The following is a 23553-nucleotide window of genomic DNA, read 5'->3' as shown; positions in this document are numbered from 1 at the left end:
CTTACTAGAAAGGCTATTATGAAAATCATTATCCAACGGGTTAAAAAAGCCCAAGTCAGTATCGAAGGTCAGGTTCATGGAAAAATTAATCAAGGACTCTTATTGTTGGTCGGTGTTGGCCCAGAGGACCAGGAGGAAGATCTGGACTATGCTGTGAGAAAGCTTGTTAACATGCGGATTTTTTCAGACGAAGAAGGCAAGATGAACCTATCTGTCAAGGATATCAAGGGGGAAATCCTTTCTATTTCCCAGTTTACCCTCTTTGCGGATACCAAGAAAGGCAATCGTCCCGCCTTTACAGGTGCAGCCAAGCCAGATATGGCATCAGATTTCTATGATGCTCTCAATCAAAAGCTAGCACAGGAAGTACCTGTTCAGACAGGTATCTTTGGAGCGGATATGCAGGTGGAGCTGGTCAATGACGGACCAGTCACCATTATCCTTGATACTAAAAATAGATAAGAAAACCAAGCCAGCTGGCTTGGTTTTTGTTTATAGACACTCCCATAAAGAGGTATGTTTGTTGTAAAAGTCGGGATAGTTTTCTCCTAGGTAGCTAGCCGTCATATAATATAAAGTAGAATGACAGGAAGTAAAGACTGGAGTAAGAGAGTAGAAATATTGAGGGCCAGTGATTGCTAAAAAGACAAATAATAGAAAATCGCTGATGAGCACTCCTAAATAGTAGAAGCGAATTTTTTTGTTCATCTGAGGATAAATCTCAGAGAAATGTTTTTTGAGTCGGAAGAGTAAGCGAGACAGCAGTAGTCCCTGAGCAAGGATGAAAATGAAGCAAAAGATCAGACCTCTCTCCAAAGAAAGTTCGTATCGGGGTCTGAAAGTTACCAACAGTAGCAAATCGATGACTACAATGGCTGCAAAATGGATTCTAAAGAGCTTTTTCATAGGAAGACCTCCCCTCTTTTATCTAGCTTCATTCTACACCAAACGAATGGAACTTACAACTAAAATAATAAAAAATCCCTGAAAGGAATTTCTTTCAGGAATAAGGGCTTAGTTGATTTTTTCGACATAGAGTTGTTTGGCGATATCGATGCTAACTTGGAGGTCTTCACCTTTGTTGACCAGTGTAAAGGTATTGGAAAAATTATCAAATTGCTTGACTTGGACTTGGTCACCGATATGAATCTCATGCTTTTCTAAGTATTTGAGCAGATCAAAGCTATCGTGAACCCGAGTCAGGAGATAGGTACCGGCTTCTTTGGTATCTGCTAGAGGTAGGTTGTTGATTTCGACCAGGAGCTCTCCCTTGGCTGGGATGGTTCCTCCGTGGGGGCAGGTTTTAGGGAAGCCCAGGAGTTTATCCAGTCTCTCTACGAAGAGGTCAGATACAGTGTGCTCTAGGACCTCAGCTTCTTCGTGGATCTGATCACTGGTATAGTCGAGATGGTGAACTAGAAAGACCTCAATCAACCGGTGTTTGCGATAGAGCTCGGAGACTAGTTTGAGCCCAATATCTGTCAATAGATAGCCATTCTCCTTATCCTTGAGGATGAGATTTTCACTTTTCATGCGTTTGATCATCTCTGTTACGGCAGGTGGAGAGACTTGCATACGGGTAGCAATTTCCTTATTGGTGATTTTCTGCATCTCCGTACCGATTTCATAAATACATTTTAGGTAGTCTTCTTTATTTGGCGTCATTCGTTTCCTCTTGTCTTTTCTCTCCATCTAGTATATCAAAAAAAGCTAGATTTCTCTAGCCTTCTGCCCTAATGGCTTTGATTTTAGTCCAGTTCTTTCACTGCAGCAATAGCAGCTTCAAAGTCTGGTTCCGTGTTGATGTTGTCAACGTATTCTACGTAACGGATGACATTGTCAGTATCGAGAACAAAGACAGCACGTGCAAGGAGATGCCATTCGTTGATCAAGAGGGCATAATCGCGCCCGAAAGAATGGTCAAAATAGTCTGAAAGCATGATGGCATTGTCAAGGCCTTCAGCCCCGCACCAGCGTCCTTGGGCAAATGGTAGGTCCATAGAAACAGTAAGAACGACGGTATTGTCAAGGTTAGCTAGTTCTTGGTTGAATCGACGTGTTTGCGTTGAGCAGATACCAGTATCGATAGAAGGGACAACACTCAAGACTTTTTTCTTCCCATCAAAGTCAGCTAGCGTTTTTTTAGAGAGATCGGTTGTCGTAAGAGAAAAGTCAAGTGCCTTGTCTCCGACTTGCAGTTGTTTACCTGTAAAAGTTACAGGATTTCCGAGAAAAGTGGTCATGAAACTACTCCATTCTTTTTTTCTTTTATTTTACCGAGAATTGTCAGATTTTTCCAATGATTTGACTGGAAATTAAGAGATAAAAAACGCCTGTTCATGTGAGAACGACGTTTTTAATGGATTACTTAGACAAACCTTCAGCGATCTTGTCAAGGTTGTATTTCATCATGCTGTAGTAGCTGTCGCCTTCTTTCCCTTCTTCAGCAATTGAGTCAGTAAAGATTTGTGCGTAGATTGGGATGTTTGTGTCTTGTGAAACAGTCTTCATTGGACGGTCATCGACACTTGATTCAACAAAGAGTGATGGAACTTTTGTTTGGCGAAGTTTTTCAACCAAGGTCTTAATTTGTTCAGGTGTTCCTTCTTCTTCTGTGTTGATTTCCCAGATGTAGGCACTTGGAACTCCGTAGGCTTTAGAGAAGTATTTGAAGCATCCTTCGCTGGTTACGATGAGTTTCTTCTCAGCAGGGATATTGTTAAATTTCTCTTTGGCTTCCTTGTCTAGTTTGTCTAGTTTTTCAGTATAGTCTTTGAGATTTTTTTCGTAGAATTCCTTGTTGCTAGGGTCTTTTGCAATCAACTGTTTAGCGATATTTTTAGCATAAATTATCCCATTTTCAAGGTTTAGCCAAGCGTGTGGGTCTTCTTTGCCTTTCTCGTTTTGACCTTCAAGGTAGATGATATCTACGCCGTCACTAACTGAAAAGTAATCCTTGTTTTCAGTTTTCTTGGCATTTTCGACCAATTTGGTAAACCAAGCATTGCCACCAGTTTCAAGATTGATCCCGTTATAGAAAATCACATCAGCTTGAGAAGTTTTCTTTACGTCTTCAGGAAGTGGTTCGTACTCGTGTGGGTCTTGACCAACAGGAACGATACTGTGAAGATCAATCTTGTCACCAGCGATATTCTTTGTAATATCAGCGATGATAGAGTTAGTTGCTACAACCTTTAGTTTTTGGTTTGTAGATGCTGTGTCTTTTTTTCCGCTAGCACAGGCAGCTAATCCAATGATAGCAAGAAAAAGAACAAGCAATGTACCTAATTTTTTCATTAGATTCCTCCAGAAGGGTTTCCCCTTATTTATTGATTTTTTTATTTTTTAGTTTCAAGTATCGTTGCTTTGGAGAGATAAAGAAACTGATTAAAAAGAAGCTGGCAGATGTGAGCACGATGCTGGATCCTGCTGCGAGATTGAAGCTATAGCCGATAAAGAGTCCCAAAACAGAAGCGGTTGCCCCTAGGGTTGATGAAAGAAAAATCATGCTCTTTAGGCTATTCGCATAAAGGTAAGCCGTCGCAGCTGGGGTAATCAACATGGCCACGATAAGAATCGTTCCAACACTTTGCATGGCAGTGACTGACACAAGGGTCAAGAGCACCATGAGCAGATAGTGGTAGAAATTGACGGGCATTCCCATGGCTTTAGCCAGGAGTTCGTCAAAGGATGTAATCAATAGTTGTTTAAAGAAAATCCCGATAATCAAGAGAATCAATGCACCCACACCAATGGTGATCCACATGTCCGTATCTTGGACAGCGAGGATATTCCCAAAAAGGATATGGAAGAGGTCTGTCGAACTCTTGGCAACACTAATCAAGATGACACCTAAGGCTAAGAAAGATGAAAAGGTAATACCAATGGCAGTGTCACTCTTGATGATAGAGTTACCCTTGATGTAGGTAATGATGATGGAAGCCATCAAGCCAAAGATGATGGCTCCAATAAAGAAATCAATTCCCAGGATAAAGGAAAGGGCTACGCCGGGCAAAACTGCGTGAGAGATGGCATCTCCCATGAGAGACATACCACGTAGGATGATAAAACATCCCACAGCACCAGCAACCACCCCGATGACAATAGCTGTTATCAAGGCATTTTGTAGGAAATGGAAATGTTGCAATCCATCGATAAATTCTGCTATCATAGGTCACCTCCATTGAAAAAGAGTTTGCTACCGTAGGCCTTCTTAAGATTGGCTTCGGTAAAGGTTTCTTCAGTTGAACCAATAGCTACCAATTCTCGATTGAGAAGCAAAACTTGGTCGAAATAATGGGGGACTTTGCTGAGGTCATGATGGACGATGAGAACTGTTTTACCAGCTTTTTTAAGGTCTCTCAGCGTATTCATGATAATCTCTTCACTGATCGAGTCAATCCCGACAAATGGCTCATCTAGAAAGATGTAGTCAGCTTCCTGCACTAAGCAACGGGCAATCAACACACGTTGAAATTGTCCGCCTGAGAGCTGGCTGATTTGGCGATCAGCATAGTCTGAAAGTCCAACGATTTCAAGTGCATCTGCCACTTTTTTCCAGTGGCTGGCTTTTAAGGTGTGAAAGAGCGGTATGGATGGATAGAGTCCCAGTGAAACACATTCCTTGACCTTGATAGGGAAATTGTAGTCGATATGGATCTTTTGCTCGACATAGGCAACCCGATGTAAAGATTTCTTGACTTCTTTGTCATCGAGAAAGGCCTGACCTTCATGTGGGATAATTCCCAACATACTTTTTAATAAAGTTGATTTTCCAGCACCGTTTGGACCAATAATTCCGGTAATAGTTGGTCCTTGGAGCACTAGTGAAATATCCTTTAGTGCCAACGTTTCTTTGTAGGAGACACTGAGGTTTTCGATACGTATCATACAGTTGTATTCCTCCTGCCTTTTAATATACCTTAAAAAAAAAATTAAGTCAAGTTAATTTTTGAAAAATTTAAAATAATAACTGAAAAATGAAGAAAAAAGAGAAACCATTTTTAATTGCATTCCCAAGTGTTTTTTGCTAAGCTAAGAATAAGTGAAAAAATGAAAGCGAGAACAAGATGACACGTTATCAAGACGATTTTTATGATGCAATCAATGGCGAATGGGAAAAAACAGCTGTCATTCCAGCTGACAAATCTCGAACAGGTGGTTTTATTGACCTTGACGAGGAAATTGAAGAGTTGATGCTGGCGACTACGGACAAGTGGTTGGCAGGTGAGGATGTTCCAGAGGATGCCATCCTCGCAAACTTTGTTAAGTACCATCGTATGGTACGTGATTTTGACAAGAGAGAAGCAGATGGGATCAAGCCTGTTTTGCCAATGCTCAAGGAATACCAAGATTTGGAGAGTTTTGCAGATTTCACCAGCAAACTGGCAGAGTTTGAACTAGCAGGGAAGCCAAACTTCCTTCCATTTGGTGTATCACCAGACTTTATGGATGCCAGAACCAATGTTCTCTGGGCAAGTGCACCAGGGACGATTTTACCAGATACAACTTATTACGCCGAAGACCATCCTCAGCGCGAGGAACTCTTGACTCTTTGGAAGGAAAGTACTACGAATCTACTCAAAGCCTATGATTTTTCAGATGAGGAAATCGCAGACTTACTAGAGAAACGATTGGAATTGGACCGTCGTATCGCAGCTGTGGTGCTTTCTAACGAAGAAAGTTCAGAATATGCCAAACTTTACCATCCATATGCCTATGAAGATTTCAAAAAGTTTGCCCCTGCCCTACCTCTAGATGACTTCTTCCAAGTAGTTCTTGGACAAACTCCAGATAAGGTTATCGTAGACGAGGAACGTTTCTGGCAAGCAGCAGATCAATTTTATAGTGATGAAGCGTGGCCTCTACTCAAAGCAACCTTGATTTTGGGTGTGGTCAATCTCTCAACAAGCTATCTCACAGACGAGATTCGTGTCTTGTCAGGTGCCTACGGACGTGCTCTTTCAGGTGTTCCAGAAGCTCAGGACAAGGTTAAGGCAGCCTATCACTTGGCCCAAGGACCTTTCAAGCAAGCTCTGGGTCTCTGGTACGCGCATGAAAAATTCTCTCCAGAAGCTAAGGCTGACGTAGAGAAAAAAGTAGCTACTATGATTGACGTTTATAAGGAACGCTTGGCTAAGAACGACTGGCTCACGCCTGAAACGCGTGACAAGGCCATTGTCAAACTCAATGTCATCAAACCTTATATCGGTTATCCAGAGGAATTGCCAGAACGCTACAAGGACAAAGTCGTGAACGAAACTGCCATTCTCTTTGAGAATGCTCTAGCCTTTGCGCGTGTGGAAATCAAGCACAGCTGGAGCAAGTGGAACCAGCCTGTTGATTACAAGGAATGGGGCATGCCAGCTCATATGGTCAATGCTTACTACAATCCTCAGAAGAACTTGATTGTCTTCCCAGCTGCTATTTTACAGGCTCCATTCTATGACTTGCATCAGTCGTCTTCTGCTAACTACGGTGGTATTGGTGCTGTTATTGCCCATGAAATCTCTCACGCATTTGACACAAATGGTGCGTCCTTTGATGAAAATGGTAGTCTCAAAGACTGGTGGACAGAAAGCGACTATGCAGCCTTTAAAGAAAAAACGCAGAAGGTCATTGACCAGTTTGACGGGCAAGAGTCTTACGGTGCCACTATCAATGGGAAACTGACCGTATCAGAAAATGTTGCCGACCTAGGAGGAATTGCTGCAGCCCTTGAAGCTGCCAAGAGAGAAGCAGACTTCTCTGCTGAAGAATTCTTCCACAACTTTGCTCGTATCTGGCGGATGAAAGGCCGTCCAGAGTTGATGAAACTCATGGCCAGTGTCGATGTGCACGCGCCAGCTAAGCTCCGTGTCAATGTCCAAGTGCCAAACTTTGATGACTTCTTTACAACCTATGATGTCAAAGAAGGCGATGGTATGTGGCGTTCACCAGAGGACCGTGTGATTATTTGGTAAAGTAAGTCCCTAACCAAGTATCATCTTGAAATTGATGGTTCATTTTTGAAGTTTATCAATCTGAAAATGCAATGCTATCGAGGTTAACATGAAGAAATTTTTAATGATGCTATCAGCTATTTTTTCGATTTCAGTTCTAGCATCTTGTGGTCTCAATAAAAATAGGAACAATACAGAACCTTCATCTGCACTATCATCTGTCTCTGAAGACGATAAGACTAGTGTATCAACAGAAGCAAAGGTTGAAAATACTAGTGACTCGTCAACCAAGGAATCGCAATCGACTGCTGAAAATAAGAAAGAAACTAGACAAGATTTATATAAAGAAGTGATTGAACGCTATAGTCACTTTACAGACCTTTTAAAACAAGGTAATAGAGAAGATTTATACAAGGAAAATAAACAAGATAAGATTACTTCAGAAGAATATGGCCTAGTTTTCTCTCGAATGGGTTATCAAAATGCACCCGATTGGAAATACGCAATTGTTGATTTGAATAAGGATGGTCAAGATGAGTTGCTTATTGGTGATGAAAAATTTGTTTCAGCCATTTATTATTTGGAAAATCAAAAACCTAGCTTACTTCACACAGCATATATAGCTTCTGCAGGTGGTTTTCGCTCAGGATTTGATATTTATGAAAATGGTCAAGTCTCTTATGCAGACTGGCAGTCAACTCGTCCAGAAATGAATCTGGCTCTATATTCGTTTGATAAAAATGGAGTGCAGAAGATTAAAGAAGCAACTATTCAAATCGGTGGCAACGAAAAAGCAGAGCAAGTTTTAGATATTTCTTCTGAAAAGCTTGATTTGTCTAACATTGGTTGGAAAGAATTGAATCCGGCTAATTAGTTTTGAATTACTTTTCTAGTCAATATTGATTCTTCTGAGCAAATATTAACATAAAAATAGAAGCTACAAAAAAACCGAGGAAATTATCCTTGGTTTTTTGCTTGCTAGAAAAAGGGATTAAAGGTCTTTTCGTGAGCGATGGTCGTAGCTGGACCATGCCCAGGATAGACATCGTAGTTAGGAAGAGTGAAGAGTTGCGTCTGAATGCTATGGAGGAGTTGTTCCGTGCTGCCTGTAGGAAGGTCTGTCCGTCCAATGGTCTCACGGAATAGGGCATCTCCGGTCAAGACTAGATGGGAGTCAGGAAAGACTAGGGAAACACCGCCAATAGAGTGGCCTGGGGTTGGTAGAACAGTAAAATGAAATTCCTCAAGCTGGTATTCCTCATGAAAGACAAAGGTGTGTTCTGCTGGTTTACAGACGACATCTGCCATATCATCATGACGAGGGAGACCAGAGAGATTATCGACTGGAGTATAAAGCCAAGATGCTTCACTCTCTGCGACATAAACTGGAGGATTTCCAAAAGTCTTACGCACCAAGTCCAGACTCATAATATGGTCGTAGTGGGTGTGGGTCAGGAGAATCGCACAGACTGGTTTGTTGGTTTTCTCAATAGTCTTGCGAATAGCTTCCCAATGGCTACCTGGGTCAACCACAATCAGGTGTTGGTCTCCTTCCAGATAATAAGTGTTTTCATAAGCAACGGGATTCACGGTTTTATGGATTTTCATACTGGCTCCAATCTCAAAGAATGTACTAAACTAAGTATAGCATAGAAGAGGGAAATAAAGTGAAAAGAAAGTCCCTCTTTTGTGTTAGAGGGACAATGATCTTATTTAAACTTGAAACCTTCGTAAATGAGTTTTGCTTTGGGATTCTTTTTCTTGATTTGCTTGGCAAGGGCCTTCATCATAGGAAGAGGTCCACACATATAGACTGTAGTCTGGTCAGGGATTTCTTCTTGATCCAAAGTCAGGTATCCTTTTTCATTGCTATCGACCAGCTGCAGGTCAAAGTTAGCATTTTGACGGGCGTAGTCACGAAGTAGATCTAGGTAGACAGCATTTTCCTTTCCACGGAAACTATAGTAGAAGCGGACGTTTCTGTCTAGGATAGGGTGTTCTCGGATATAAGAGATGAAAGGAGTCATTCCAATTCCACCTGCGATCCAGATTTGCTGCTTTGGACCATGTTTCATAGTCATATGTCCATAGGCGCGATCAACCGCAACCTTGCTACCAACTTGAAGATTGTCATAGATATTCTTAGTGTGGTCGCCAGAGTTTTTAATCGTAAAATAAAGTGTTCGTCCTTGCCCTCCTGAGATGGTGAAAGGGTGTGGAGCAGACTCAAAACCTTTTTGGAAAATTTTTAGAAAGGCAAATTGTCCATATTCGTAGGTGAAAGGATGACTGAGCTCTATTGCAATTTCAGTCGTATCGTGGTTGAGGCGTTTGATTCCTACGATTTTTCCAAGATAGGTGAAACCGATCTTTTGATAAAGGAAAATAATATAAAAACCTGCAAGCAAGCCTAAAATAGCATAGATTCCAAAGATAAGACCTAGGAAACTAAAGGAGAGGAGGCGATTTCCCATAATCATCAAAACATGAAAGAGACCAAAGATATAGGCTAGATAAACCAATCGATGAATCCATCTCCATGCTTCATACTGGATATATTGTCCCAGATAGGCAACCAGAACAATGCTGATAAAGATATAGATAGCGATATTTCCAAACTGGGCGGCCAAATGCGAACCCCAGAGACCGCCCATGCTAAAGTTGTGTAAGGTTAGTAGGAGAATGGATAGAAAAGCCGTGAATTTATGAGCTAGATACATCTTTTCAAGTCCGTTAAACCAAGCCTCAAGCAGGGGTATACGGCTAGCTAGTATAAAAGTAAGAGAGAGGGTAGTGAGAGCCAAACCAGGGATTAGAAACTGACTAGCACCTGAACTGAGCCAAGCTAGAATGGTCAGAAGCATACTAAGTCCGATAAATAAAATACCTTTTAATGATTTCATGGTAGAAGTCCTTTCATAGATTTATCTTATATTAGATGTAATAAGATTTGTTACATTTTAACAAAAAAAGAATCTGTCGTCAAGGTTTAGGTTCTAGGCCTCTAAGTCAAATCTTCATGATAATCTATAAATAATGGCTAAGAAATATACTGTTAAATTTATGCACTTCTTATAGAAAATTTTTTGTTATAACAATGTAAGGCTTGGGAAAATTTAACTTCTACAAGACTCTAAAAAATAAATTGATACATTAAATTGTATTTTATTTAATTATAAGATAAATTGTTTCGGGAATTTACACGCTGTAAACCTACATATATATTGGTTTTTTAAAGTATTTACCATTAAATTATTTTTGTATTTTTCTAAAATAAAATTATTAAAAATATTGAAAAAGAGAACAGAAAATGTTAGTATGAATATGCATATTGAATATGAGGATATAATCCTTTTGAAATATCAAAATTTAAAAGCCTTTTTTAAGAGAGAAAGAAATTTTGTTTTTCTATATTTCAATATCGATATAATAAAAATAGGGAGGTTGTTTTTCTTATGAAGAGTAAACAACAGGATTTTAGAACGGAGAAATACATTCGATACGGGATTCGAAAGTATAGTTTAGGAGTAGCATCAGTAGCAATTTCAGCAGGTTTGATGTTTTTGGGCAATGGAGCAGTATCAGCGATGGAACTTCAAGGAGCAGATACTACGCTTGTTTCAACATCGACATTGAATACGGAATCTTCTACGGAAACAAAAACACCCGAAAATTCGATAAAAAAAGAAAAAGAAGTTGCCCTTAAGACGGTTGATAAAACGGATTTAGTTAAAAAAATTACAGAACTTGAAGAGAAAGTAAATACTGCAAAGAATATAGATGACGTGGTACTAACATCTGCTAAAGAACTATTAGATTCTGCGAAATCTGTCATCTCAAAAGAGATAGTTGAGCAAGAGGAAGTGGATACTGAACTTGCTAAGATTAAAGATTTAATTACGGTATTTGCTGAGTCTGTCGAAGTTGGGAAAATAACGGAATCTACAGAAAAAGCAGAAGAAACAAAAGAAACAAAAGAAACTGTCAAACCAGTCCAAGAAGCTAAAAAAGTCTTAGAACAAGTCACCTCTGAAGCTGAGGTAACCAATGTTTTAGCAACTGAAGCAATCCGGAAAAATAAGCTTGAGGCTGAAAACAAAGCGGCAATTGAGGCGGCGATAGCTAATAATAAAGAAGTTATTGCAGAAACTAAAAAAGTCCTAGCGAATGATGCCCTTACAGCTAAACAAATCAATGATCAATTGTCACGCTTAAATGATTCCATTCTTGCTGTCTACAATGATCTGAAAAAAGCGGGAGTTGGAAAAGACGGAAACTTCGGAGTAGCTTTGGCTGCTCAAGATTTCTATGCTGAAGAAGGGACAAATGTCTCTCGTGTCTCAGAAATAAATGCTTCAAATCATACAGGTAAGGATACCTATACGATTCCAGTCCAAGAAATTAAATTAATTACGGGTACTGATGCTACAGGGTTAGAGATAGAGGTCTATTCTAATCAGCGAGTTGGCAATGATACAAATGCTGGAAATGGGATGCATACAGAACAAGGTGGAAAAACTGGTCATAACAACAAAGGACGTGTAGACTATCCATTAACCCCTGATGCCGCTAAAAAGTTAGCTGAAGAAGCACCACTTTGGAGAAATAAAATCCGTGCGGATGGGTCAAGAATTTCAAACGCTGCGACTTCAATATACTCTGCTAACGGTGGTTATGAATACCTAGCTACAGAAATTTATGGCTATGGGTATGAACAAGGAGTTGACAGAGTTTATATTAAAGGTCTGAAAGATCGTATTGCAGTTACAGAAAAAGCTAAGCAAGCTGGTTGGAGTCTTACCTCTGTAACACCAACTAACCTTGTACCGGGATTGACATACGATTCAGAAACAGACACAATTCAAGGAAAAGTTATAGCGGATATTGAAAATGGAGTTTATGATTTACGATTTAATATTACTGCGACCAATACAGATGGTCGAACAGTAACTTTCCAAATTCAGAATCTTCGTGCTGGTTGGGTCGGGTGGCAAGATAGCACGCCTCCTAAAATAAAGTCAGACTCTGAGCGTTATGATCGTAAAGTAGGTGATGATGCTAATGTAAACATTCAATTCTATGACGAATCAGGTGCCAGTGCAACACCAGCAAATAGTCGAGGAACTTATAACTACACGACGGTTGAAGGAAAAGTTGTAAGAGTGCCTCAAAGATTTTCTAGAGCAGTGACAGGAGTTTCAGGATATAACACCATTGGTGAACAATTAGATGATTCTAAAGTCCTAATTCCAGGTACTAGCTATAGTGTTGCAAACAGTACTTCTGATGAGCAAGCTGCTGATCAAACGAATATGGGGAGAGGAATCATTTCTGGAAAATTAACTGAAGCAGGAATTTACACAGTCTCTATATTTGCAAAAGATTATGATAAGTTGGCTAATAATAATGTCTGGAACCAATCTGGACAAGAAGCACATGCTACTGTAACAGTAGTGGTGAAACCAAAGGTTGAGGTTCAAAACGTTGAAACTTACTCAACGGTTGTACCAGTTAAAATTTCTAAAGGTGCATCAAGTGCTAAGATAACAATGCCGGATGGTACTGTAACCAATCTAAAAGCAGTTAACGGCAAATGGCTCGTAGACAGTGATTCAACCAACACAGCTGTTTCTGAGAATCAAGAATTAGGTACTGTTGATTCAGATACAGTCTTTAATATTCCTGTGGCATCAGAGGCAACTGCCAAAGTTGGTGTGGACAATATTAAAGTGGAAGCATCTGTTGAAAATGTTAAGGGAACTTTCTTACGTGAACAAGTTGAGTTAAATGGAACGGATGGGCAAAAACATACTGCTACTTTTAATAAGGCTACCGGACACTGGGAGTTACCTGGCGACTATGCTGAAAGTAAAACACTGAATGGTGATGGTACGACAAGATGGACTAAACGTCAAGTGTACACAGAAGCTCAGCAAGACGGTGGTATGAAATTTTATATCTACGAGTACATCCGACAGCTGGATAGTGCTGGGAAAGTGACAAGTGTAGAAACGCCAACTCGTCCAGAAACGATTTATGTTTCTAAGAATACTAATCAGGTAGGAGATGGAATGTCAGTAACTGTCACTTACGATAAACATTCGAATACCTGGGCGTCGTCTGATGGAACAGAAGTGACCGCTACTAAACTAGGAAATGACTCTTGGGAAGTTCATACTAAGTCTGGATTTGGTGGTATTATTAGAGGGACGATTGCCACAAATACGGACGTGGCAACGGTTGTAAATACAAAACCAACAGCAACTTCACAAGATTATACTTCAACAAAAGGTACAGCTGTTGACCTTCGTAATGAAGCAAAAGCTGCAGTAAGCATCTCAGACTCTGAAGATACTAAATATGGAAAAACTACTTATATTACTCGAATCACAGTAACATCGCCTTCAGGAGTTCAAAAAGTATTTGATACTAAACAAGATGCAAATAACTATAATATTGCTAGTGGATATAGCTTAAATGAAGTAGGAGTATATACTGTTAAGATTGATGTCATTGATAGCAATGGAAATTACACTACTGAAGCAACAATCGGTGGAACTGAGTCGGGAGTTGATCATGGGGTTGATTCATCAACCGCTACAACAACCTACCATATTACAGTAACTGATACGATTGAAGGACATAATGTGACTTCGACTGATATTCAAGGTGCTACTCAAAAAGAAACTCCAACCTTTACATCTGTTGGAGATGGATCACCAGTAAAACCAAGTGCTTCTTCGCCTTCTAAGTTAGTAGATCCAAAAACAGGTGGGTTTGTTGATACTCTAACAATTGATGGTCAGGGTACCTACTCAATTGATAATGAAACAGGCGAAGTAACTTTTGTTCCATTGAAGACATTTACTGGTACAGCTACACCTGTAACAGTTTCACTTACTGCAAAATTAGGAAAAGGTGCTAATGATACGGATATTACAGCAACTGCTACAGCAACGTATACTCCAACTGTAATACCTGTTAAACCAACTTCTACAGATGATGAGTCTGAAGGACCTAAAGGACAAACACAAAACGGTACACCAACTTTTACTGGTGGTAAAGTTGAAGTAAACGGTGTAGAGAAGACTGTTGAAATTGATGAAAGTGTTAAACCAACCTTTGATGATGGCACAACTAAGAAAGTTGTTCCGGGAGAAGGAACTTATACCATTGATGAAAATGGTGTGGTAACTTTCACACCAGAAAAAGACTTTGTTGGGAAGGCTTCAGGAGTTACAGTCAAACGAGTTGATAAGAACGGAACAGAAATAACTGCAAAATACACTCCAACTGTACGTCCAATTACTTCATTTGTAGATACTAAGGGGAATACATTAGTTCCAACCGAAGACGGTGAACAACCTAAGAAAGATATCCCAGGTTACCGCTTCGTAGAGACTAAGAAACTTCCAAACGGTGACACAGAACACGTTTATGAGAAGGTTAAGACTAGTCATAAGGATAAGGAAGGGAATGACATTCCAGGTTATCCAAGCGAAGACGGTGAACAACCTAAGAAAGATATTCCAGGCTACCGCTTCGTAGAGACTAAGAAACTTCCAAACGGTGACACAGAACACGTTTATGAGAAGGTTAAGACCAGTCATAAGGATAAGGAAGGGAATGACATTCCAGGTTATCCAACCGAAGACGGCGAACAACCTAAGAAAGATATTCCAGGCTACCGCTTCGTAGAGACTAAGAAACTTCCAAACGGTGACACAGAACACGTTTATGAGAAGGTTAAGACTAGTCATAAGGATAAGGAAGGCAATGACATTCCAGGTTATCCAAGCGAAGACGGCGAACAACCTAAGAAAGATATTCCAGGCTACCGCTTCGTAGAGACTAAGAAACTTCCAAACGGCGACACAGAACACGTTTATGAGAAGGTTAAGACTAGTCATAAGGATAAGGAAGGCAATGACATTCCAGGCCACCCAACCGAAGACGGTGAACAACCTAAGAAGGATATTCCAGGTTACCGCTTCGTAGAGACTAAGAAACTTCCAAACGGCGACACAGAACACGTTTATGAGAAGGTTAAGACTAGTCATAAGGATAAGGAAGGGAATGACATTCCAGGTTATCCAACCGAAGATGGTGAACAACCTAAGAAGGATATTCCAGGTTACCGCTTCGTAGAGACTAAGAAACTTCCAAACGGCGACACAGAACACGTTTATGAGAAGGTTAAGACCAGTCATAAGGATAAGGAAGGGAATGACATTCCAGGTTATCCAACCGAAGATGGTGAACAACCTAAGAAGGATATTCCAGGTTACCGCTTCGTAGAGACTAAGAAACTTCCAAACGGCGACACAGAGCATGTCTACGAAAAAGTGAAGACTAGTCACAAGGATAAGGAAGGGAATGACATTCCAGGCTATCCAAGCGAAGACGGCGAACAACCTAAGAAGGAAATTCCAGGTTACCGTTTCGTAGAGACTAAGAAACTTCCAAACGGCGACACAGAACACGTTTATGAGAAGGTTAAGACTAGTCATAAGGATAAGGAAGGCAATGACATTCCAGGCTATCCAAGCGAAGACGGAGAACAACCTAAGAAGGAAATTCCAGGTTACCGTTTCGTAGAGACTAAGAAACTTCCAAACGGTGACACAGAGCATGTCTACGAAAAAGTGAAGACTAGTCACAAGGATAAGGAAGGGAATGAGATTCCAGGTTATCCAAGCGAAGACGGTGAACAACCTAAGAAGGCTATTCCAGGTTACCGCTTCGTAGAGACTAAGAAACTTCCAAACGGCGACACAGAGCATGTCTACGAAAAAGTGAAGACTAGTCACAAGGATAAGGAAGGGAATGAGATTCCAGGTTATCCAAGCGAAGACGGTGAACAACCTAAGAAAGATATTCCAGGCTACCGCTTCGTAGAGACTAAGAAACTTCCAAACGGCGACACAGAACACGTTTATGAGAAGGTTAAGACTAGTCATAAGGATAAGGAAGGGAATGACATTCCAGGTTATCCAAGCGAAGACGGTGAACAACCTAAGAAAGATATTCCAGGCTACCGCTTCGTAGAGACTAAGAAACTTCCAAACGGCGACACAGAACACGTCTACGAAAAAGTGAAGACAAGTCACAAGGATAAGGAAGGCAACGAGATTCCAGGCTATCCAAGCGAAGACGGCGAACAACCTAAGAAGGAAATTCCAGGTTACCGTTTCGTAGAGACTAAGAAACTTCCAAACGGTGACACAGAACACGTTTATGAGAAGGTTAAGACTAGTCATAAGGATAAGGAAGGCAACGAGATTCCAGGCTATCCAAGCGAAGACGGTGAACAACCTAAGAAAGATATTCCAGGTTACCGCTTCGTAGAGACTAAGAAACTTCCAAACGGTGACACAGAACACGTTTATGAGAAGGTTAAGACTAGTCATAAGGATAAGGAAGGCAACGAGATTCCAGGCTATCCAAGCGAAGACGGTGAACAACCTAAGAAGGCTATTCCAGGTTACCGCTTCGTAGAGACTAAGAAACTTCCAAACGGCGACACAGAGCATGTCTACGAAAAAGTGAAGACTAGTCACAAGGATAAGGAAGGGAATGAGATTCCAGGTTATCCAAGCGAAGACGGTGAACAACCTAAGAAAGATATTCCAGGCTACCGCTTCGTAGAGACCAAGAAACTTCCAAACGGTGACACAGAACACGTTTATGAGAAAGTTGTTACTGCCCCTCAACAAAAACCGACTGAGCAATCTCCAACTACTAAAGCAACCAAAGAATTACCTAATACTGGTATGGAAGATCATGCAGCTTTGGCAGCTCTAGGAGTACTTGGTTTGATGAGCGGATTTGGACTTGTGTCTCGCAAGAAAAAAGAAGACTAATTCTATACTCGAGATTCTAAGTAGTATCCTTTAGTTTCTTAAAAAAACCAACTAATCATTAGATTAGTTGGTTTTTGTCTATTCTCGATTTTTCCAAGCTTGGTAACGGGTATCAATCAAGAGTTGGGTTAGTCGTCCCATGGTTTCTCTTTCTTCAGGAGTGAGGGATTGAGCTTGGACAAAGAGATGGTGAACGTGTTCAATGACCTTGAAGGAAGAAAGATCGTTGATAGAGGAGATGCCTGCATCGAGAATGATTCCAAAAAAGAGGTCAAAGTAGAGCTGCAGTTCAGTATCAGGGACCGTCTCAACCCATTCCTTGAAGGTTGTATCGACTTGCTGGCTGTCACTATTGGTCTCGTCCAGTTGGACAAAGTGTTTGTCTTCAACCTGCCAACTAAAGGTGTCGTGCTGAGCAAGGCCACCTAAAGCTCTGCTTCGAACGATGATCTTTTTATCCGGAATTTCCAGCATCGTCCCGATGATAGAACCTTGTGGGATAAATACTTTCGTTCTTTCCATCATGTTTTGATAGCCAGGTGTTTCGGTTAGTTCCTTGTGAAGCCCAGGGGCATCAAAAGTATAGACAGCGACAATGTTTTTCTGCAAGTTTGGATTAAGTTGACTGGCAGCATAGACAGCTAGATTGCCCCCTTTTGAGTGTCCTGCTAAGATAAGCTTTTGGTTGGGGTGTTGGGCAAAAAAATTCTCTAAATACTGGAGGGCATGTTTTTGAGCAGGGATTTCCTTCATATAGGTCATATGGAAATCTTCTTTCCAACCGATGATACTATCATCCGTCCCACGAAAAACAAGCAAATAGGTATCGAGACTGATACGATAAGTCATAGCCGCAAACTGTTTTTGCAATTCAGGATCGATATCGTTGATAAAGTCTGAGAGCTTGCAATTTTTAAAGCGTTTGTGTTGAGCGAGCTGATCCAACAACTGGAGACGGTTTTTATTGGTCAACATCGTCGTGTCTCTAGGGATTTGAGGTGCAAGATCTATGAGACGCTGGGGTTTTTGGGTAACTACATCATCAAAAGCAAGGTAGGTTAATTCGGTCAAGGCAAGAACATCTAACTCATTCACGGGGAGGTCATAAAAGGAATCAAAGACTACATCGTTGAGATAGTCAAAAATATTGGCCATAAAAGCTCCTTTCTCTATGTTTATCCTATCACATTTACCTAGAATTAGCTAGTGGGCGTGTTCGAATGACCTAGTAGGGTTTGATTGAAATACATAGAAGATAGATTGCTCCTATTTCAAACCTCTAAACGAGCTTACTTGTATGTTTTTGCTATCAATCCCATTTTCCTTTAAAAAATTCTTCATCTCATTTACATCATCAGGCTGACCTGTGATGAGATAGCTGGCTTGATTGCCGTATTCATCAATAGCACGTTTTAAAAATGCTTGACTTTGAGAAAATTCATCGCTAGTTTTATAAGTAAAATTCGATGTGTTTTGAGCTAGTTCCTTCATCTCATTATCGAAAATAGTAACTCCTTTGTCAAAATGGTTGAGAATAATTGGAGCTTTACCAGCCCATTCTTTGATAAGGGGGCGTAGAGCAGAAATACCAACATCAGATGCAAAGCAAACTAGTGGCTGATTCGTATCTTTAACAGTCAAAGAGGAATCCAGCCAACTCATCTCAATCTCACTGCCAGCCGGTAAATGTGTCAAGGTTTCCTTAAAGTGGCTACCACTATTATGCGTTAAAATGAGGATTTCATCTTCATCAGGTGTGGAGGCAATGGTTAGCCATCGACTGGTCTGCTCTCCCTTAGCTTCGTTTTTCCTAGCAGCGGACGACGTATCAGGGAGCTTAAACTGAGCATAAGCCCCAGCTTTCCAGGTTTGATGACTCGGTTTTGTGATGTGAATTAAATACAAATCTCCGCCGGGATTTTCGATGGATTTTATCGATAATGTCTGACTTCGTCCAAGATAGGCGATGGCACCCCAAGTTATAAGGGCTAGTAATCCAAGTGTTGATAGAATGATAATAAACATTTTTTTACCTCTTTTCATTTTTTATGACTCCTAATTTTAATTGCTGAATGAACGCAAAATAAATTCATTCATACATTTCCAAAAAATAAAGAAGTCCATCTTCTTTATTTTAGAACTCCTTTTATGAAGTTGGTTGCAAGTATTTCGACAGTTTTGCCAATATCTGGAAAATCTTTTTCTGTGATATGCATATCCATGTAGTAAAATAGGTTGTAAACTTGTAAAATCTCTTGAATCTTTTCTGGAGAATACCCTTCAGCCTGCATACGATTTGTAAAAGTTTTAACAAGAAACTGATGAAATGGATTTGCGACTTTGCCTTCTTCTGAAGAATAATAGTTGTGCAACTCATCTGCGATGGCAGGATTGTACCATTCTGCAAGGATTTTATTAGAAGAAACGAGAGTTCTGGACTGAGCAAAGAGTTGACTAATGAGGTCGGTCATGTCAATTTCCCAATCCAGTTCTTCGATCATAGATTGGCGAACACGGTTGTTTTCATCAATATAGATGTCTAGAAAAATGGCTTCTTTACTCTCGTAATAGTTATAAAAAGAGCCTACTGCCATACCAGCTTGTCTAGCAATTTCTGAAATCCCTGTCGCCTTGTAACCTTTTTTCGAAAAAACTTCATAGGCCGCTGTTTTTAAAGATTGTTTTTTGTCCAATATGATTTAACCTCCTTTGTTTCATGAATGAATAAATCAATCTGTTCATTCATATTCTAGCAAATCCTATCTGACTTGTCAATAAGAAAGCTAGATCTAGTTGTTTAAAGTGATTACTTTTATCAACAGAGGAGTAACATAAATTTACAAGGCATTTATTTTAATGAGATTACTCATTTTAAATCTATTCCTTAAGTAAAAGAAACGCGGACCAAATGAGCACAAAAAAGGGAAATATAGGATAAGGCTGGAACTATAGTTAAAAATAAGGTATGATATCAATGGGATTATTCTCTATTTAGCATCTGTTTTCTTATCTGGATTTGGGAAATAGGCTTCTAAACAGTATGAGATACTGATCCGTAAATCTGATATGAAGGGTTTTGATACTTTGAAAAATAGCAAAGGAGGAGCGCATGCACAAGATTTTACTAGTGGAAGATGACCAAGTTATTCGGCAACAAGTTGGGAAATTGCTCTCTGAGTGGGGATTTGAAGTCGTTTTGGTAGAAGACTTTATGGAAGTGTTGAGTTTATTTGTCCAGTCGGAACCTCATCTGGTCCTCATGGATATTGGTCTGCCTCTTTTTAATGGTTATCACTGGTGCCAGGAGATTCGCAAGATTTCCAAGGTACCTATCATGTTTCTGTCTTCGAGAGATCAGGCTATGGATATCGTCATGGCGATCAATATGGGGGCGGATGACTTTGTGACCAAACCTTTTGACCAGCAGGTTCTTTTGGCTAAGGTTCAGGGTTTGTTGCGCCGTTCCTATGAGTTTGGACGAGATGAAAGTTTGCTAGAGTATGCAGGTGTGATTCTCAATACCAAGTCTATGGACCTGCACTATCAGGGTAAAATTCTGAGCTTAACCAAGAATGAATTTCAAATTTTACGAGTTTTGTTTGAACATGCGGGCAATATTGTAGCCCGTGATGACCTGATGCGGGAACTCTGGAACAGCGACTTTTTTATCGACGACAATACCCTGTCTGTTAATGTGGCTCGTTTGCGCAAAAAGCTTGAGGAACAAGGATTAGCTGCCTTTATCGAAACCAAGAAAGGGATAGGATACGGACTGAAACATGCTTGATTGGAAACCATTTTTTCTAGCCTATCTGCGTTCTCGCAGTCGCGTTTTTACCTATATTTTTTCATTAGGCTTTCTCGTCTTTCTCTTTCAGTTTTTATTTGCTAGTCTAGGAACTTATTTTCTTTATTTCTTTCTGCTCAGTAGTTTTTTGACCTTCTTATTTTTGGCTTGGGATATATTTGCAGAAGCTCAGGTTTACCGGCAGGAAGTACTCTATGCTGAGAGAGACCCCAAGTCTCCTTTGGAATGTGCGCTAGCAGAGAAACTCGAAGAGCGGGAGTCTGAATTGTATCAAAAGAAGTCGGAAGCTCAGAGTAAGCTGACGGATTTGCTGGATTACTACACCTTATGGGTTCACCAGATCAAGACTCCCATTGCGGCTAGTCGTCTCTTGGTATCAGAAGTTTCTGATCGTGAGGTCAAGCAGCAACTTGAACAGGAAATCTTTAAGATTGACTCCTATACCAACCTGGTGTTGCAGTATCTTCGTTTGGAGAGCTTCCACGATGACTTGGTATTTGAAAAGGTTCAAGTGGAGGATCTGGTGAAGGAAGTGGTTCGTAAGTATGCCCTTTTCTTTATCCAAAAAGGACTGACGCTCAATCTCCATGACCTTGACAAAATCATCGTGACTGATAAGAAATGGCTGTTGGTCGTCGTTGAACAAATCCTCTCAAACAGTCTCAAGTACACCAAGAAAGGTGGGTTAGAGATTTATATGGAAGGTCAGGAGCTCTGTATCAAGGATACGGGAATCGGGATTAAAAACAGCGATGTGCTCCGAGTCTTTGAACGTGGGTTTTCAGGCTATAATGGTCGTCTAACCCAGCAGTCATCTGGACTGGGCCTCTATCTATCTAAGAAAATTTCTGAAGAACTGGGTCACCAGATTCGCATCGAGTCTGAGGTCGGAAAAGGAACAACCGTACGGATCAAATTCGCTGAAATGAAGCTCGTTATTGAGTAAACATAGATGAGAAAAAGCCTCCAATCGGAGGCTTTTGTGCTAATTTTTTATTCCTCAACACGTGATTTGTTGGCGATATCAGCAAGGATAGCTTGGACAAAGTCATCAACTGAGACAGTTTGTGTTTCTTTTTGTCCGTAGCGACGAACGTTGACAGTTCCGTCTTCCATTTCCTTGTCCCCAACGATCAATTGGTAAGGAATCTTGCTGGTTTGTGAAGCACGGATCTTGAACTGCATTTTTTCATTGCGCTCATCCACATCAGCACGGACACCATGGTCACGGAGTTTCTTAGCCACTTCCCATGCGTAGTCCACGTGTTTTTCGTTAGAAACTGGGATGAGGGTTACTTGGTGTGGTGCAAGCCATGTTGGGAAGGCACCCTTGTAGTTCTCAATCAAGATAGCTGTAAAGCGTTCCATAGTTGAGATAACCCCACGGTGGATCATGACTGGACGGTGTTCTTCACCGTCAGCTCCGATATATTTGAGGTCAAAGCGTTCTGGAAGCAAGAAGTCAAGCTGAATAGTCGAAAGGGTTTCTTCTTTTCCGAGAGCTGTCTTAACTTGGATATCCAATTTTGGTCCGTAGAAGGCTGCTTCGCCTTCGGCTTCAAAGTAGTCAACACCCATTTCATCAAGGGCTGCACGAAGCATGGTTTGGGCATTTTCCCACATCTCATCGTTGTCAAAGTACTTGTGAGTATCTTGAGGGTCACGAAGAGAGAGACGGAAGCGGTATTCAGTCAAGTTGAAGTCTTCGTAAACATCGATAATCAACTGAAGGGCACGTTGGAATTCTTCTTGGATTTGTTCTGGAGTAACGAAGAGGTGACCGTCGTTGAGAGACATTTCACGCACACGTTGAAGACCAGTAAGGGCACCAGATTTTTCGTAGCGGTGCATCATACCGATTTCAGCGATACGGATTGGCAATTCACGGTAAGAGTGAACATGGTGTTTAAAGACTTGGATGTGGTGTGGGCAGTTCATTGGACGAAGGACAAACTCTTCACCGTCCCCCATGTCCATAGTTGGGAACATGTCCTCTTGGTAGTGATCCCAGTGACCAGAAGTCTTGTAGAGTTCAACAGAAGCAAGTGGTGGAGTGTAGACGTGTTGGTAGCCAGAAGCTAACTCCTTGTCGACAATGTAGCGTTCCAATTCACGACGGATAGTTGCACCATTTGGCAACCAGAATGGCAAACCTTGTCCGACTTCTTGGGAAATCATGAAGAGGTCAAGCTCTTTACCAAGTTTACGGTGGTCACGTTCTTTAGCTTCTTCACGCATTTGAAGGTAGTTCTTTAAGTCTTTCTTGTCGAACCAAGCTGTACCGTAGATCCGTTGCATCATAGCATTGTCGCTATTTCCACGCCAGTAAGCACCTGCTACATGGAGAAGGTGGAAGATTTGGATACGACCTGTTGATGGAACGTGAGGACCACGGCAGAGGTCAACATACTCACCTTGACGATAGATAGTCAAACCACCCTCGTCTTCAGAGTGTTCTTCAATCAATTCCAACTTGTAAGGGTCGTTCTTGAAGATTTCACGGGCCTCATCTTTAGTAACTTCTTCACGAATAGATGGGAAGTTTTCTTTGACGATTTTTTGCATTTCTTCTTCGATACGAGGAAGGTCTTCGTTGGAGATTTGACCAGCTGTATTGTCAGTATCGTAGTAGAAGCCGTCTTCGATAGCTGGACCAACTCCCAAGTGAATGTCTGGGAAAAGACGACGAGCTGCTTGGGCGAACAAGTGAGCAGCTGAGTGACGCAAGATTGGAAGGGCGTCTTCGTGATCTGGTGTCACGATTTCGATGCTTCCATCTTCAGTGATAGCACGAGTAGTGTCGATGAGTTTGCCGTTGAATTTACCAGCTAAGGCCTTTTTAGCTAGAGAATTGCTGATTGATTGGGCAATTTCAAAAGTTGTAACGCCAGATTCGAATTCACGAACAGCGCCATCTGGGAAAGTAATGTTAATCATGATG

18 protein-coding genes are annotated in these 23553 nt (G+C 40.9%); 6 read left to right on the top strand and 12 right to left on the bottom strand.

Annotated elements, in window-relative coordinates:
• Positions 1-18 precede the first annotated feature (18 nt).
• On the top strand, positions 19-462 hold the full coding sequence (dtd, locus tag MP387_RS07040; protein ID WP_242745901.1) for a D-aminoacyl-tRNA deacylase: 444 nt from the start codon (positions 19-21) through the stop codon (positions 460-462).
• Positions 463-492: 30 nt separating this feature from the next.
• Here dtd and MP387_RS07035 read toward each other — a convergent pair whose 3' ends face one another.
• From MP387_RS07035 to MP387_RS07010, 6 genes are all read right to left on the bottom strand, one after another.
• Positions 493-906, bottom strand: coding sequence for a hypothetical protein (locus tag MP387_RS07035; RefSeq protein WP_242745900.1), 414 nt, complete (start codon positions 904-906; stop codon positions 493-495).
• 108 nt (positions 907-1014) lie between these two features.
• A complete protein-coding gene (locus MP387_RS07030) occupies positions 1015-1665 on the bottom strand; it encodes a metal-dependent transcriptional regulator (RefSeq protein WP_242745899.1) in 651 nt (216 codons plus the stop codon).
• 83 nt (positions 1666-1748) lie between these two features.
• Positions 1749-2243, bottom strand: coding sequence for a thiol peroxidase (gene tpx, locus MP387_RS07025; RefSeq protein ID WP_000206539.1), 495 nt, complete (start codon positions 2241-2243; stop codon positions 1749-1751).
• 121 nt (positions 2244-2364) lie between these two features.
• On the bottom strand, positions 2365-3297 hold the full coding sequence (locus tag MP387_RS07020; protein ID WP_206285526.1) for a metal ABC transporter substrate-binding protein: 933 nt from the start codon (positions 3295-3297) through the stop codon (positions 2365-2367).
• A gap of 25 nt (positions 3298-3322) precedes the next feature.
• A complete protein-coding gene (locus tag MP387_RS07015; RefSeq protein WP_000559774.1) occupies positions 3323-4171 on the bottom strand; it encodes a metal ABC transporter permease in 849 nt (282 codons plus the stop codon).
• On the bottom strand, positions 4168-4890 hold the full coding sequence (locus tag MP387_RS07010; protein WP_242745898.1) for a metal ABC transporter ATP-binding protein: 723 nt from the start codon (positions 4888-4890) through the stop codon (positions 4168-4170). Before MP387_RS07010 ends, MP387_RS07015 begins: the two co-directional genes overlap by 4 nt.
• A gap of 179 nt (positions 4891-5069) precedes the next feature.
• Between MP387_RS07010 and MP387_RS07005 the strand changes: the two genes are divergently transcribed.
• Positions 5070-6962, top strand: a complete 1893-nt coding sequence (locus tag MP387_RS07005) for a M13 family metallopeptidase (protein ID WP_242745897.1) — start codon at positions 5070-5072, stop codon at positions 6960-6962.
• Between the two features lie 88 nt (positions 6963-7050).
• Positions 7051-7815 carry a hypothetical protein gene (locus MP387_RS07000; protein WP_242745896.1) on the top strand — a complete coding sequence of 255 codons (765 nt, stop codon included), beginning with the start codon at positions 7051-7053 and terminating at the stop codon, positions 7813-7815.
• 104 nt (positions 7816-7919) lie between these two features.
• On the opposite strand, the gene MP387_RS06995 is transcribed toward MP387_RS07000, so the two are convergent.
• Positions 7920-8549 (bottom strand): MBL fold metallo-hydrolase, encoded by a 630-nt coding sequence (locus MP387_RS06995; RefSeq protein WP_242745895.1) that lies wholly within the window; start codon positions 8547-8549, stop codon positions 7920-7922.
• Positions 8550-8650: 101 nt separating this feature from the next.
• A complete protein-coding gene (locus MP387_RS06990) occupies positions 8651-9844 on the bottom strand; it encodes a ferredoxin reductase family protein (protein WP_242745894.1) in 1194 nt (397 codons plus the stop codon).
• A 552-nt stretch (positions 9845-10396) separates the two neighbouring features.
• Here MP387_RS06990 and MP387_RS06985 point away from each other — a divergent pair.
• Positions 10397-16804, top strand: a complete 6408-nt coding sequence (locus MP387_RS06985) for a YSIRK-type signal peptide-containing protein (protein ID WP_242745893.1) — start codon at positions 10397-10399, stop codon at positions 16802-16804.
• 78 nt (positions 16805-16882) lie between these two features.
• On the opposite strand, the gene MP387_RS06980 is transcribed toward MP387_RS06985, so the two are convergent.
• From MP387_RS06980 to MP387_RS06970, 3 genes are all read right to left on the bottom strand, one after another.
• Positions 16883-17959, bottom strand: a complete 1077-nt coding sequence (locus MP387_RS06980; protein WP_242745892.1) for a DUF2974 domain-containing protein — start codon at positions 17957-17959, stop codon at positions 16883-16885.
• Between the two features lie 111 nt (positions 17960-18070).
• Positions 18071-18847: a ferredoxin reductase domain-containing protein gene (locus MP387_RS06975; RefSeq protein WP_242745891.1), complete on the bottom strand. Its 777-nt coding sequence runs from the start codon at positions 18845-18847 to the stop codon at positions 18071-18073.
• A gap of 86 nt (positions 18848-18933) precedes the next feature.
• Positions 18934-19503: a TetR/AcrR family transcriptional regulator gene (locus MP387_RS06970; protein WP_242748058.1), complete on the bottom strand. Its 570-nt coding sequence runs from the start codon at positions 19501-19503 to the stop codon at positions 18934-18936.
• Between the two features lie 410 nt (positions 19504-19913).
• Here MP387_RS06970 and MP387_RS06965 point away from each other — a divergent pair, with 410 nt between their 5' ends.
• The gene (locus MP387_RS06965; RefSeq protein ID WP_242745890.1) at positions 19914-20591 is read left to right on the top strand and encodes a response regulator transcription factor; all 678 of its coding nucleotides are present in this window, start codon (positions 19914-19916) and stop codon (positions 20589-20591) included.
• A complete protein-coding gene (locus MP387_RS06960) occupies positions 20584-21558 on the top strand; it encodes a sensor histidine kinase (protein ID WP_242745889.1) in 975 nt (324 codons plus the stop codon). The genes MP387_RS06965 and MP387_RS06960 overlap by 8 nt, the downstream gene beginning before the upstream one ends.
• A 47-nt stretch (positions 21559-21605) precedes the next feature.
• On the opposite strand, the gene thrS is transcribed toward MP387_RS06960, so the two are convergent.
• Positions 21606-23549: a threonine--tRNA ligase gene (gene thrS, locus MP387_RS06955; RefSeq protein ID WP_242745888.1), complete on the bottom strand. Its 1944-nt coding sequence runs from the start codon at positions 23547-23549 to the stop codon at positions 21606-21608.
• Between the last annotated feature and the right edge of the window lie 4 nt (positions 23550-23553).

This window comes from Streptococcus oralis, assembly GCF_022749195.1.
Taxonomy (GTDB): Bacteria; Bacillota; Bacilli; order Lactobacillales; family Streptococcaceae; genus Streptococcus; species Streptococcus oralis_CI.
Note: the sequence above shows the minus strand (reverse complement) of the source record. Positions and strands in the feature narration are given on the sequence as shown.